13 protein-coding genes and 1 tRNA gene are annotated in these 11,543 nt (G+C 69.2%); 6 read left to right on the top strand and 8 right to left on the bottom strand.

The features are described from left to right. Window positions 1-107: 107 nt before the first annotated feature. Window positions 108-494 (bottom strand): hypothetical protein, encoded by a 387-nt coding sequence (locus D1J51_RS06305; protein ID WP_119074343.1) that lies wholly within the window; start codon window positions 492-494, stop codon window positions 108-110. After that, on the bottom strand, window positions 491-841 hold the full coding sequence (locus D1J51_RS06300; protein ID WP_162903693.1) for a PadR family transcriptional regulator: 351 nt from the start codon (window positions 839-841) through the stop codon (window positions 491-493). Before D1J51_RS06300 ends, D1J51_RS06305 begins: the two co-directional genes overlap by 4 nt. A gap of 288 nt (window positions 842-1,129) precedes the next feature. Here D1J51_RS06300 and D1J51_RS06295 point away from each other — a divergent pair, with 288 nt between their 5' ends. The 3 genes from D1J51_RS06295 to D1J51_RS06285 are packed head-to-tail and all read left to right on the top strand — an operon-like array spanning window position 1,130 to window position 3,187. After that, a complete protein-coding gene (locus D1J51_RS06295; protein WP_119074341.1) occupies window positions 1,130-1,909 on the top strand; it encodes a hypothetical protein in 780 nt (259 codons plus the stop codon). Window position 1,910: 1 nt separating this feature from the next. Beyond that, entirely contained in the window at window positions 1,911-2,408 is a 498-nt protein-coding gene (locus D1J51_RS06290) for a hypothetical protein (RefSeq protein ID WP_119074340.1), read from the top strand. Next, a complete protein-coding gene (locus D1J51_RS06285; RefSeq protein WP_162903692.1) occupies window positions 2,408-3,187 on the top strand; it encodes a PoNe immunity protein domain-containing protein in 780 nt (259 codons plus the stop codon). The genes D1J51_RS06290 and D1J51_RS06285 overlap by 1 nt, the downstream gene beginning before the upstream one ends. Before the next feature lie 31 nt (window positions 3,188-3,218). Here D1J51_RS06285 and glpK read toward each other — a convergent pair whose 3' ends face one another. Both glpK and D1J51_RS06275 read right to left on the bottom strand, forming a co-directional pair. After that, window positions 3,219-4,748 carry a glycerol kinase GlpK gene (gene glpK, locus D1J51_RS06280; RefSeq protein ID WP_119074338.1) on the bottom strand — a complete coding sequence of 510 codons (1,530 nt, stop codon included), beginning with the start codon at window positions 4,746-4,748 and terminating at the stop codon, window positions 3,219-3,221. A 61-nt stretch (window positions 4,749-4,809) separates the two neighbouring features. After that, window positions 4,810-6,528, bottom strand: a complete 1,719-nt coding sequence (locus D1J51_RS06275) for a glycerol-3-phosphate dehydrogenase/oxidase (RefSeq protein ID WP_119074337.1) — start codon at window positions 6,526-6,528, stop codon at window positions 4,810-4,812. A gap of 86 nt (window positions 6,529-6,614) precedes the next feature. Between D1J51_RS06275 and dinB the strand changes: the two genes are divergently transcribed. Beyond that, on the top strand, window positions 6,615-7,832 hold the full coding sequence (gene dinB / locus D1J51_RS06270) for a DNA polymerase IV (RefSeq protein WP_119074336.1): 1,218 nt from the start codon (window positions 6,615-6,617) through the stop codon (window positions 7,830-7,832). 19 nt (window positions 7,833-7,851) lie between these two features. On the opposite strand, the gene D1J51_RS06265 is transcribed toward dinB, so the two are convergent. The 3 genes from D1J51_RS06265 to D1J51_RS06255 are packed head-to-tail and all read right to left on the bottom strand — an operon-like array spanning window position 7,852 to window position 9,081. Further along, on the bottom strand, window positions 7,852-8,430 hold the full coding sequence (locus D1J51_RS06265; RefSeq protein ID WP_119074335.1) for a DUF2017 family protein: 579 nt from the start codon (window positions 8,428-8,430) through the stop codon (window positions 7,852-7,854). After that, window positions 8,427-8,720 (bottom strand): ATP-dependent Clp protease adapter ClpS, encoded by a 294-nt coding sequence (gene clpS / locus D1J51_RS06260; protein WP_119074334.1) that lies wholly within the window; start codon window positions 8,718-8,720, stop codon window positions 8,427-8,429. Before clpS ends, D1J51_RS06265 begins: the two co-directional genes overlap by 4 nt. A 13-nt stretch (window positions 8,721-8,733) precedes the next feature. After that, a complete protein-coding gene (locus tag D1J51_RS06255) occupies window positions 8,734-9,081 on the bottom strand; it encodes a metallopeptidase family protein (RefSeq protein WP_119074333.1) in 348 nt (115 codons plus the stop codon). A 528-nt stretch (window positions 9,082-9,609) separates the two neighbouring features. Between D1J51_RS06255 and D1J51_RS18180 the strand changes: the two genes are divergently transcribed. Both D1J51_RS18180 and D1J51_RS06245 read left to right on the top strand, forming a co-directional pair. Then, complete coding sequence (locus tag D1J51_RS18180; protein ID WP_256386001.1) at window positions 9,610-10,089, top strand: O-methyltransferase; 480 nt, start codon at window positions 9,610-9,612, stop codon at window positions 10,087-10,089. Between the two features lie 242 nt (window positions 10,090-10,331). Beyond that, window positions 10,332-10,404 (top strand) — tRNA-His (locus D1J51_RS06245). A 313-nt stretch (window positions 10,405-10,717) separates the two neighbouring features. On the opposite strand, the gene D1J51_RS06240 is transcribed toward D1J51_RS06245, so the two are convergent. Then, window positions 10,718-11,047, bottom strand: coding sequence for a hypothetical protein (locus D1J51_RS06240; RefSeq protein ID WP_119074332.1), 330 nt, complete (start codon window positions 11,045-11,047; stop codon window positions 10,718-10,720). Window positions 11,048-11,543: the final 496 nt, after the last annotated feature.

Here is an 11,543-nt window from a genome sequence, read left to right as displayed (position 1 = left end):
ACCAGCTCGACCTTGGCGATTCGAGCACCCTCACACGGAAGAGGTCATCGCTTCGAGATCGGAGGGCGTCTGCGAATCGATGTCGGGCAGCGGGACGGAGTGCTGACTCATCCCTCCGCGCGAAAGCCCTCCGGCAGGCGTCGATTCAGCCGGCGTGCGATCCCATCGCCGAGGAGGCCGAAGAAGACGAACGAACCGGCGCCCATGAGCGCTCCCCACGGGAGCCAGTCGAGACCGGGGAAGATGACGACGCGCAGCGCGAGGAACGCGAGGATCGCGGCTCCGAAAGCGGCCCACTGGACGATTCGGCCCGGGCGGGGCGAGTGCGTCCCCTGGTAGTTCGCCGCGTACTGCTTCGCGGGGCCGAACTCCTCCTCTGGCGTGGCCGTGCCCTGAGCGGTTGCTTCCCGCACAGCTTCCAGGATCTCCCGCACCTGAGTCTCGTCGCACTTGCGATCACGTAGCGCGGCCGCCAGATCGGCATAGTAGTTCATCGGGCTTCCCCTTCTGTAATGTTACGGCCGAGCGCCGCATCGAGCCGGTCTTGGAAGGACGCCCAATGCTGTAGCAACTCGCTCAGCCGGGCTTCCCCGGCCGGGGTGATCGTCATCACCTTTCGGGCAGGACCGCTCTCAGGCGCGTGCCACTCCGAACGGATCAGCCCCTCGCCCTGAAGCTTGCTCAGCTGCGGATACACCGTCGCGCCCTTGACGTCGAATCCCTGAGCCCGCAAGAGATCCATCAGCCCGTATCCATGGTTCGGTGCCCGGGAGAGATGGTGCAGCAGCAGCAAGAGCATCGCTGCGCGAGACCAGTCGCTGCTCGAGCTATCCGATTTCATGACTAGATCGTAATCCATACTAATTGAAATTCCAACTAGTTAACGGCGTGTCGTTTGCCCGGTGAGGTCGTGCCGGAGGCCGCAACGCCCGAGCGCGGTGAGCGGCCCGTGGCAAACGGCATGACCCCTTTCAGTGGTCCCGGAGGTACTTGGGGGGCCTGAAGACTCGAAGGGACCTGCCTTTCGAGCTTTTTCGCCCGGATGACGGGTGTAATCTACTCGGAAGGTCTGTGGCGGACCGCCGGAGGCGGTCTGACGTGGCTGGATGATCCGCAGAGGGGGTGTCGGATGAGTGGAGACGCAGGGGGCGCCCTGCTTCCGCAGCCCGTCGATGCCCGGATCGCCGGCGGCTGGCGGGCGCTCTTCGACCGCGGCGAGGTGTTCACGGTGCAGACGGATCGTGCGCGGATCCGGCGCAAGTTGACGGTGAACACCGTCGTCCTTGTGGCGTTCGCGGTCCTCGTGCCGGCCGCGATCCTCGGCACCGTCGCGCTGGCCGTCTCCGCGCTCGGCCGAGGGCCTACCTACATCCTGTCGGTGCTCCTCGCGCTCGCGGCCGCGGCTGCGGCGCTGCGCATCGCGATGATCCGCCGCCGGCTCGTCGCGATGCGGGAGGCTCCGGAGGAGTACCTCGCGATTTCGAAGACCGGGGTGCGGTTCGCCGGTGCGGAGCTTCCGTGGGATGACGTCGTCGCCGGTCTCATCCTCGACGAGCGTGATGTGCGCCACTCCGGGGCCAAGCGGTTGACCGCGAAGCTGATGCTCGCGGCTGGGTATCCGCCGGTTGAGATGCAACTCGGCCTGCGTGCCGGTACCGCGGGGGAGTATCGCGACCGGGCACGGGGCGTGGTGCGCAGGCTGTACATGGTGACACTCGGCAACGGGGCCGTCCGGATCCCGCTGTCCTACGCCGTCGAGGATGGCAGCATCGACTCGGTGACGACGGCGGTGCGGGTGAGCGCGGCCGATGCCGGCGCCCCGGTCGTGTACACCCTGGATCCGGTCGTGCTGCGCGTGGCGATCAAGGCGATGTGGAGCGGCAGACGACCGGGCGAGGACGAGGCCTGATATGACGCGGGGGTCCTACCAGGTGCTCGTGAGCCGATGGGCGGTCAGCGAGCTGTGGTGGCTGGCCGAGGGCGCCTGGCTGTGGGTCTTCGACCGTCCGCTGGGGCGTCTCAGCGACGCCGAGGTGCTGGCGAAGTACGGCGACGAGGCGTTCCGCAGACGGGACGAACTCCTCGAGACGGGGGAAGCGAGCTATCGTCCGGATATCTCCGAGCTGATCGGGCGCCGGATCGTAGCGGCGGTGGCGGGCTCGGGCTGGGACGTGGTCAGCGACGATTGGCAGGTCTTCCGCGCGCGTCTCGGCGGCGAGGAGATCGAGGTGTACCCTCGTCAGGGCCGGCACCCGAGGCTGGAGGTCGTGACGCCGGCGGGCCGCCGGATCGTCGAGAGTCTCGCGCTCGCGGAGAAGATCGTCCTCGGCGCGGCGACCGATAGCCGGCTCATGCCCAGGACGGATGAGATCATGTCTTGGAACGCCGAAGACGCTGAGGAGCGATGATGACCGGAACCTTCGCCGCACCGCGTGATGTTCGCGCCGAGCGAGCGTACTTCGACGAGATGGTCGAGCACCTCACCTCGAACATCGAGTTCGACGAGAAGCGGTTGCAGCGGCCCGTTGAGCAGTGGCGGACGCCCGAGAGTCTGGCGCTGGCCGCGGAGGATGCCGTCAAGCACAGGTGGGTCCGCTTCAGCGCGCTGTATTCGGCTGGTGCTTCCGAGGCGCGGCTGCGTGACGATTTCGATGACATCCTGACCGCCGCTGAGCGAGCGACACGCCTGGAGAAGCAGCACTTCCCTCCCGGTCTGATCCAGCTGCATTTCCGCAACCCGAAGGTCAAGGACCACTATCTCGCGTGGCTGCGGCTGGTCTCCCTCGCGGTGGCGTTCGAGGTCGACGAGGCCACGTTCGACCGGGTGGTCTCGGCAGTGGAGTTCGGCTGGGGCGATCGGCTGATCGACGGACTGATCGGGACGCGCAAGCCGGATCGCGTCGTGGGCGAGGAACTGCTGTTCCCACGGAGCGTCGGCCCCTTGGCCGACGCGCTCTCGGATGAGGCCGAGGCCGTCGAGGACGTCGCCCGCTACCTCGCGAAGTGGTACACGGCGTGGAAGGGGATCTGGGGCTGGAGCGAGCACGAGCTGGTTCCGAAGAAGCGCTATCACGGGTACTGGGCGTTCGAGGCGCTCGGAGTGGTCGGCGCGTTGCGGCTGGACGACTCGAGTTTTCGGGAGAATGAGTACTATCCGCGCGACCTCGCCGCTCCTGCACTTTCGTAGCGGAACCGCTGCCCGGTTCGTCGGGCGGGCCTCAGCCCGCGGTGTCCTCGTCGACCCAGTCCATCGACTTGGCGACGGCCTTGCGCCACAGCCGCAGGCGCCGCTCCCGCTCCGCGGCGTCGAGACGCGGCTCCCAGCGGCGGTCCTCGCGCCAGTTTTCGCTCAGATCGTCGAGCCCCGACCAGAACCCGACGGCGAGGCCCGCCGCGTACGCGGCGCCGAGGGCTGTGGTCTCGGCCACCACTGGGCGCACCACGGGCACGCCCAGCACGTCGGCCTGGAACTGCATGAGGGCGTCGTTCGCCACCATCCCTCCGTCGACCCGCAGCTCGCTGAGCGGCACGCCGCCTGCCGCCGTGACGTCGGCGTTGACGGCGTCGAGCACGTCGCGCGTCTGGAACGCGACCGCCTCGAGCGCGGCCCGCGCGATGTGCCCCCTGTTCGCGTAGCGCGTCAGGCCGAGGATCGCCCCGCGCGCGTCCGGCCGCCAGTAGGGGGCGAACAGGCCGGAGAACGCGGGCACGAGGTACACGCCGCCGCTGTCGGGCACGCTCGCGGCGAGCCGCTCGACCTCGGGCGCCGAGTCGATGATGCCGAGCTGATCCCGCAGCCACTGGATCAGCGACCCGGCCACCGCGATCGACCCCTCGAGCGCGTAGTGCGCCGCACCGTCGCCGAGCTTGTAGCCGACGGTCGTGAGCAGGCCGTTCTGCGAGCGCACGATCTCCTCGCCCGTGTTGAAGATGAGGAAGCAGCCGGTGCCGTAGGTGTTCTTCGACTCGCCCGCGGCGAACGCGGCCTGACCGAAGGTCGCCGCCTGCTGGTCGCCGAGGATGCCCGCGATCGGGGTCTCGCGCAGCAGCGAGGAGCTCTCGGCGGCGCCGTACACCTCTGACGACGACCGGATCTCGGGCAGCATCGAGCGCGGTACGCCGAAGGCCTCGAGGATGTCGTCGCGCCACTCGAGCGTTCTCAGATCCATGAAGAGCGTGCGCGACGCATTGGTGACGTCGGTGACGTGCACCCCGCCGTCGATGCCGCCGGTGAGATTCCACAGCACCCACGAATCCGTCGTGCCGAAGAGCAGCTCGCCCGCATCGGCGGCCTCCCGCGCACCCTCCACGTTCTCGAGGATCCACGCGATCTTCGTGCCCGAGAAGTACGTGGTGAGCGGCAGGCCGACGGCCTCCTTGAAACGCTCGACGCCGCCCTCGGCCGCGAGCCGGTCCACGATGCCCTGCGTGCGGGTGTCCTGCCACACGATGGCGTTGTACACGGGCCGCCCCGTGCGACGGTCCCAGACGACCGCGGTCTCGCGCTGATTCGTGATGCCGATCGCCGCGACGTCGTGCCGCGTGAGGTCGGCGCGGGCGAGGGCGAGGCCGATCACCTCCTGCACGTTCCGCCAGATCTCGAGCGGGTCGTGCTCGACCCAGCCCGGACGCGGGAAGATCTGCTCGTGCTCCTTCTGCCCGCTCGCGACCGGTGCGCCCGCGCGGTCGAAGATGATGGCGCGCGTCGAGGTCGTGCCCTGGTCGATCGCGATGACGTAGTCGGCCATGCGGCTCCTCCTTCATTGGAAGCGGGTTCGCGCGGGTGCGCGGTCGGTTCGGGATCGGCGGTCAGCCGAGCGGCGCGATCCCCGGTCCTCCGAGCGTGACCCGATGCTCGCGCAGCAGGATCTCCTCGGCGCGCTCGAGCTCCTTCGCACGGCGCGCGGCGCTCCAGCCGAGCACCGGCGCGATCGCCTCGGCGGCGGCGGCGAGCCCGCCGCGGGTCAGCCCGCCGATGAACGCGAGCGAGGTGCGCCGCAGCAGCAGGTCGTCGAGGTGCACGACGTCCTCGTGCGAGGCGAGGTACGCGAGCTCCTCGACGAAGTAGCGCGGGAGTCCCGGAGCCTCGGCGGGGGTTCGCGGCAGAGCAGCCAGAACCTCGTCGGCCCTGGTGCCGTAGCGATCGAGCAGCAGCGAGACGAGCTCGGGGTCGTGCCCCCGCCCGTGCTTCGCGATCCAGATGCGCCGAGAGGCGCGATCCGTGGGGAAGCCCGCGCCCCCGCCGATCGGCGTGGTGCGCGTGCTCGCGACCCGCTTCGCGCCGAGCAGCGCGAGCGCCTCGTCGGCCATGTGCTCGCCGAGGGCGCGGAAGGTCGTCCATTTGCCCCCGACGAGGCTGAGCGTGCGTACGCGCCCGATCCAGCCGTGCTCGATGCGGTAGTCGCGCGACACGAAACCGGGCACCGTGTCGTCGTGGCGGGGGAGCGGCCGGATGCCGGAGAAGGTGTAGACGATCTGCGAGCGGTCGACGCGGATGCTCGGGAACACGTGACCGATGAGGTCGAAGAAGTACTGGACCTCGTCGTCGGTGCAGACGCTCGGTTCGCGCGGATCCGCATCGATGTCGGTGGTGCCGACGAGCACGCGCTCCTTGAGCGGGTAGATGAGCACGATGCGGCCGTCGGAGTGCTCGAAGAAGATCTCGCGACCGCCCGTCGCCTCGAGCAGCTCGGGGTGGTCGAGCACGATGTGGGATCCCTTCGTGCCGCCCATGTAGCTCGTCGGCTTGCCGAGCGCCTCGTTGGTGAGGTCGGTCCACGGGCCGCTCGCGTTGACGACCACGCGAGCGCCGAAGTCGAACTCCTCGCCCGTGGTCTCGTCGCGCAGGCGCACGCCGCCCTCGCGCGAGCCCACCGCGGCGACGTAGTTGGCAGCCCGTGCGCGCTCCCGGCCCGCCGCCGCGCCGTCGGAGAGCACATCGAGCGCGAGCCGCTCCGGGCTGTGCATGGAGGCGTCGAAGTAGGTCGCCGTGTACTTGATCCCGGGCGTGAGGCGCGGGAGCTGCCGCAGCGAGCGTTCGCGGCCGTGGAAGCGGTGGCGCGGTATGCGCCCGCCGCCGCGGGAGAAGATGTCGTAGAGCACGAGGCCGACCTTGATGAGCAGCGCGCCGCGCTCGCGCGGCTTTCCGCGCCCGTGCGTCACCAGCAGGCGGAACGGGGCCGTCAGCACGCCCGAGAAGGTCGAGAAGATCGGGATCGTGGTGCGCAGGGGCTTCACGTAGTGCGGGGCGTTGCGCGTCAGGCGGTTGCGCTCCTGCACGGCCTCCCGGACCAGGCGGAACTCGCCGTTCTCGAGATACCGGATGCCGCCGTGCACCATGTGGCTCGAAGCCGAGGATGCCCCCGAGACGAAGTCGCCGCGCTCGACGAGCGCCACGTCGACGCCCTGCAGGGAGAGTTCCCGGAACGTCGCGATGCCGTTGATGCCGCCGCCGACGATGAGCACGTCGGCGCTCGGGCGATCCCGCAGCGCCGCGACCTGAGACCTCGGAGAGCGTCGTTCCGCCATGTTGCCCCTGCCCCAATCCGTTCTCGAACCTGACTCTACGCTAGCGGCTCAAGGTGAATGCCGGGGCTCTGTGGTGCAATGGATGCATGGAAGGCGCGCAACGGGACATCGCCTCGATCCTGCACGTCGATATGGACTCCTTCTTCGTGTCGGTCGAGCTGCTCGACCGCCCGGAGCTGCACGGCCTGCCCGTCGCCGCGGCCCACGACACGCCGCGGTCGGTGGTGTCGAGCGCCAGCTACGAGGCCCGCCGCTTCGGGGTGAGTTCCGCGATGCCGGTCGTGCGGGCGAAGCAGCTCTGCCCGCAGCTGATCCTCGTACCGCCGAGCTTCGAGAAGTACCGGCGCGCCTCGAAGACGGTCATGGCGATCTTCGAGGAGTTCACCCCGCTCGTCGAGCCGCTCAGCATCGACGAGGCCTTTCTCGACGTCGCAGGGGCGGTGCGCCTGTTCGGGCCCCCGGCCGAGATCGCCCGGCAACTGCGCGAGCGCGTGCGCGAGCGCACCGGCCTCCCCGCCTCGGTGGGGCTCGCGGGCACCAAGTTCGTCGCCAAGCTCGCCTCGCAGCGGGCCAAACCGGACGGCGTGCTCGAGGTCCCGCCGCAGCGCACCCTCGACTTCCTGCAACCGTTGCCGGTCGAGGCCATGTGGGGAGTGGGGCGGGCGACCGCGCAGTCGCTCAAGGCCCGCGCCATTCACACCGTCGCCCAGCTCGCCCGCGAACCGCTCCCGTCGCTCGAACGCATCGTCGGCGCCGCGAGCGCGCGCCGACTCCACGAACTGGCCAACGGCCGAGATGCGAGACCGGTGCAGACCTCTCGTGCGGAGAAGAGCATCGGGCACGAGGAGACCTTCGCCCACGACGTCGCGGACGCCGCGGTGCTGCAGCGCGAGCTGCTGCGGCTCTCCACCCGCACCGGCGAGCGCCTGCGGGCCGCGGGCATCGAGGCGCGGACGATCTCCATCAAGGTGCGCTGGTCGAGTTTCGAGACCGTCACCCGCTCGCGCACGCTCCCGGAGGCCACCAACGCGACGCACCGCATCTACCGCACCGCGGCGGAGCTTCTGGAAGCTCTCGGCGTCAGGGGCCGCTCGGTGCGACTCATCGGGGTGCGCGCGGAGCAGCTGCTGGAAGAGGGGAGCGACCCCGCGGCGCTGTGGAGCGAGGACGACGGCTGGCGCGCCGTCGACCAGGCCGTCGACGAGGTGCGGGGACGCTTCGGGGCGGGCGGCGTGACCTCTGCGAGTCTGCTCGAGGAACGGGGCGAGGTCGTGGATCCGCGGTCGCTGCAGTCGCCGATGTAGCCGTAGCGGTCTCGACGCGTCACTCCTCCTCGGAGGACGGCGGTGCCGCCATGATGGCGAGCACGGACTCGAGGATTGCCGCCAGCCAGTCGAAGACGAGCACCGTGCCCCGGGTGCTCTCGTCGGCGACGAGGCGGGCGTGGTCCTCGGGCGAGTCGAGACCGATCCGCGCCGCGATCGCGAGTCGCAGGGCGGTGACGGTGCGCACCCAGGCCGGGAGCGTCTCGGTCGAGATGTCGACCTCCACTTGCTCGGCCTCGCCCGGCACCCCGCCTCCGAGCCCGAGCGCCGAGGAGACCCGCATCGCGTCCTGCAGCTTCCGGTTCAGCAGGCCCTGCTCCGTGACCCGGCGGAACTGCGCAGCGTCGTCGTCGCCCTCGTAGGCGTCGGGGAAGAGTCGGGCGAGAGCAGGATCCTCGGGAGCCTGCTCGGATCCGCCGACCTCGAGGCTGGCGAAGAGGGGATCCGGATCCAGGGCCGTGCCGCTGTGGCTCTGCAGCAGCTGCGAGAGCTGCGAGATCAGCTGATCGAGCATCGCCGCCTCGTCGCGATCCAGAAGCAGCCGCAGACCGCCGCCCGGCAGCGGCAGCAGCTTCATGCGTCGCCCGCCTGCCGCACCGTGGCCCAGAGGCCGTACCCGTGCATCGCCTCCACGTGCATCTCCATGGTCTCGCGTCCCCCCTCGGCGACGACCGCGCTGCCCCGATGGTGCACCCGCAGCATCAGTTCCTCCGCGTGCTCGCGGTCGAAGCCGAAGTGCGTCTGGAAGACGTACGCCACGTAGGACATGAGGTTCACGGGGTCGTCCCACACCACGGTCTGCCAGATCCGCTCCGGAGCCGTGCGCTGCTGCTCGCCGGCATCCGCCGAAGTGCTCGTCGCGCCCATGAGTCCCACCCGATCAGCCCCACCCGAGCTCGTGGATGCGCTCCTCGGTGATGCCGTAGAAGTGCGCGATCTCGTGCACGAGCGTGATGCGGATCTCCCTGGCGAGTTCGTCGTGATCGGCGCAGTGCTCCAGCAGATTCTCCCGGAAGAGGATGATGCGATCCGGCTCCTCCCCGTACCCGTAGACGTCGCGCTCGGCGAGCGAGAAGCCCTCGTAGGTGCCGAGAATGCTGCTGCCGTCGGCCGGGCGGTCTTCGACGAGGAAGATGACGTTGTCGAGTCGCTCGAGCATGTCGTCGTGCAGCGAGTCGAGGCCGTCCGCGACCATCGACTCGAACTCCTCGTGCGACATCTCGAGCATGGTTTCACCCTACACAGAAGCGGCCTTGGGCGCTCTCGGGATCGCGGAACTCCGCGAGTACGCGGTCGTTACCCGCTTCTCGCCGGCTGGTTGCCTGTGCACGCAACGCGACTGCGTCTGGGGTGGCCGCGAGGAGATCGAGTCGCTCCGGCTCCGCCCCTGAGGAGTCTGTCGATCGCCGCGCAGTCCGGGGTCGTCGCCGACGACATGTCGCGCGTCGGACGGACGGCGTCGCCGACATTCGACCTCGACGGCCCACCCGGGCTGCGGATTCGATGCGGCATGTCTATCCTGGAGCCATGGCGAAGCTCGCACCATCGCTATTGGACGCGTGTGCGGAGGCCGTTGTGGCGGAATTGCATGCGCGGAGCCGGGCGCAGCTCATGCGCAACGCCGTGCCACTGGCCGGGAGGCTGATGCGCGCCCGGCTCCGGGGCCGCGCCTGGGGCATGACCGGCACCGGCGGGGACAAGGACTGGCTCGCCGACAAGCTGGTCGCGCTCGACCCGGCGAAGGCGGCGCTGTGTCATATGCTCTGCCGCTCGATCGGCGCTCGCAGGGTCGTGGAGGCCGGGACTTCGCACGGGGTCTCGACGATCTACCTCGCCGCCGCGGTCCGGGACACCCTCGCCGCGGAGGGGGGGCGAAGGCCTCGTGATCGGCGCCGAACACGAGCCGCGGAAGGTGGCGTCGGCCCGCCGCAATCTCCGGCGCGCCGGGCTGGAGGACCACGCCGAGATCCGGGAGGGCGATCTGCGGGAGACGCTGCGCGGGCTGGAGGGGCCCGTCGACTTCATGCTGATCGACCTCTGGATCCCGATGGCGCTGCCCGCCCTCGACCTGGTCACGCCGGTGCTCCGCCCCGGTGCGCTGGTGATCTGCGACAAAGTCATCAGCGGGCGCCGCGGGTACGCCGAGTACCTCGCGCGAGTCCGAGACCCGGACGGTCCGTTCGTCTCGGTGACGATCCCCGGCCGGGGCGGACTGGAGATCTCGATGAAACGCTGAGCAGAGCGTCGGCGACGCGCCGGAACACCATGATCCTCCCGAGGCGCCACGAAAATTACGTGAAGAGCATGGCGTCTCGGGAACAGCATGGCGTCTCGGGAACAGCATGGCCCCCCGGCGGAAACGGAAGCGGGCCCTCCCCGGACCTTTTAGCTGAGCCAAGTCGCGGGTTGGCGCATCGGACCGGAGGTGAGCTATGATCGTGGGGTTGCCTTGCTCGCCCCGGCGATGCGGACAGCATGGTGGCTATAGCTCAGTTGGTAGAGCACCGGCTTGTGGTGCCGGTGGTCGCGGGTTCAAGTCCCGTTAGCCACCCCGTGTGGGCGAGGTTCAAACATTCGATCAGAGGAACCACCTCGGTCGAGTTTGAACCTCGCCCTTGTTCTTAGCCTCGGCGGGTCGGGGCGTTGTCCTGCACTCGCGGATCGCGGATTACCGGCCAGAAATAGTGGATGGTTCGGGGAGTGTTCATCTTCGCCCGGCCCAGTCGGCACGTTCCCAGAGCCCCTCACCAGCCTCACAGGCACGTCACCCATCGACCGCGGGCCGAACCTCCGCGGGTTGAACACCTCGCGTGTGACGCGTCGCGGCGGCATCTTCTGAGCGGTTGGGCGGGATCGGTGGCCAGCTACTCCACGCTCCGCTGTAGCGCGGGCCTGCGCCCGCTGATCCACTCCACCAGCGCTGCGGCCACCAGGAATATGAGACCCCACACGATGGCTACGATTGCGGAGAGAACTGGCAGGATGACCACGCCGTAGGGCATCTCCAGCATCAGGCCGAGCAGGCCCAGTAGCCCGGACAGAAGCACTCCGGCACCGGCGATCATCCGGAGGATTGCGGCGGCTCGGCTGCGGGGCTCGCGCCGTAGCGCGCGCACGGCTCGGACTATGATCAGCGCGCCGATGGCGACCAGCACCAGCGGCACGCCGAGGAAAGCCGCCACGGCGATCGCCATTCGTCCACCTCCCCGAGTACTGCCATTATCCCTCACGCCACATCTTTGTCCAGATCAAGCAGGAGCCCATCGAGACCGACCTCCACGATGGGTAGCTGCTCGTATGCCATGTGCTGCACATGTGCCCGGCGATCCGCGCCCTCGATGCCGAGCGGGCGAGAGCTGTTCTTCGACCGAACGGTAGCCGCAGGGTCGCGCGATCGCACCGAGACGATCGCACCGAGACGCGTCGAGGTGCTTCGAGTCGGGCCTCCGGGTCGGCGACGACACACGGCAAGACGCGACTCGATGAGGCCCGAGTCGGCGACCGGGATCGACACCTGCTCCGCCAAGCGCTGTCCGGAGGACTTTACGATCAACGCCCGTGCTCCGCGATCGCCCGCATCGAGACGCCGCCCGAGTGGAGTCTCGCCGCCTCATGGGTGTGACCAGGGTGTTCAGTCGGGGGGCAAAGCTGGCGAACCTGCTGCGAAGGGACTGAATCATGAAGGCTCCT

Origin of the sequence: Leucobacter sp. wl10 (genome assembly GCF_003569785.1) — a bacterium.
GTDB lineage: Bacteria > Actinomycetota > Actinomycetes > Actinomycetales > Microbacteriaceae > Leucobacter.
The sequence above is the reverse complement of the archived record's forward strand: the minus strand, read 5'-3'. Positions and strand labels throughout refer to the sequence as shown.

What these genes read in the sequence shown, in the direction of transcription:
- glpK (WP_119074338.1), bottom strand. Translation starts at nt 4,748, where the DNA reads ATGGCCGACTACGTCATCGCGATCGACCAGGGCACGACCTCGACGCGC.
- dinB (WP_119074336.1), top strand. Translation starts at nt 6,615, where the DNA reads ATGGAAGGCGCGCAACGGGACATCGCCTCGATCCTGCACGTCGATATG.
- D1J51_RS06275 (WP_119074337.1), bottom strand. Translation starts at nt 6,528, where the DNA reads ATGGCGGAACGACGCTCTCCGAGGTCTCAGGTCGCGGCGCTGCGGGAT.
- D1J51_RS06240 (WP_119074332.1), bottom strand. Translation starts at nt 11,047, where the DNA reads ATGGCGATCGCCGTGGCGGCTTTCCTCGGCGTGCCGCTGGTGCTGGTC.
- D1J51_RS06255 (WP_119074333.1), bottom strand. Translation starts at nt 9,081, where the DNA reads ATGCTCGAGATGTCGCACGAGGAGTTCGAGTCGATGGTCGCGGACGGC.
- D1J51_RS06305 (WP_119074343.1), bottom strand. Translation starts at nt 494, where the DNA reads ATGAACTACTATGCCGATCTGGCGGCCGCGCTACGTGATCGCAAGTGC.
- D1J51_RS06300 (WP_162903693.1), bottom strand. Translation starts at nt 841, where the DNA reads ATGAAATCGGATAGCTCGAGCAGCGACTGGTCTCGCGCAGCGATGCTC.
- D1J51_RS06290 (WP_119074340.1), top strand. Translation starts at nt 1,911, where the DNA reads ATGACGCGGGGGTCCTACCAGGTGCTCGTGAGCCGATGGGCGGTCAGC.
- D1J51_RS06285 (WP_162903692.1), top strand. Translation starts at nt 2,408, where the DNA reads ATGACCGGAACCTTCGCCGCACCGCGTGATGTTCGCGCCGAGCGAGCG.
- D1J51_RS06265 (WP_119074335.1), bottom strand. Translation starts at nt 8,430, where the DNA reads ATGAAGCTGCTGCCGCTGCCGGGCGGCGGTCTGCGGCTGCTTCTGGAT.
- D1J51_RS06295 (WP_119074341.1), top strand. Translation starts at nt 1,130, where the DNA reads ATGAGTGGAGACGCAGGGGGCGCCCTGCTTCCGCAGCCCGTCGATGCC.
- clpS (WP_119074334.1), bottom strand. Translation starts at nt 8,720, where the DNA reads ATGGGCGCGACGAGCACTTCGGCGGATGCCGGCGAGCAGCAGCGCACG.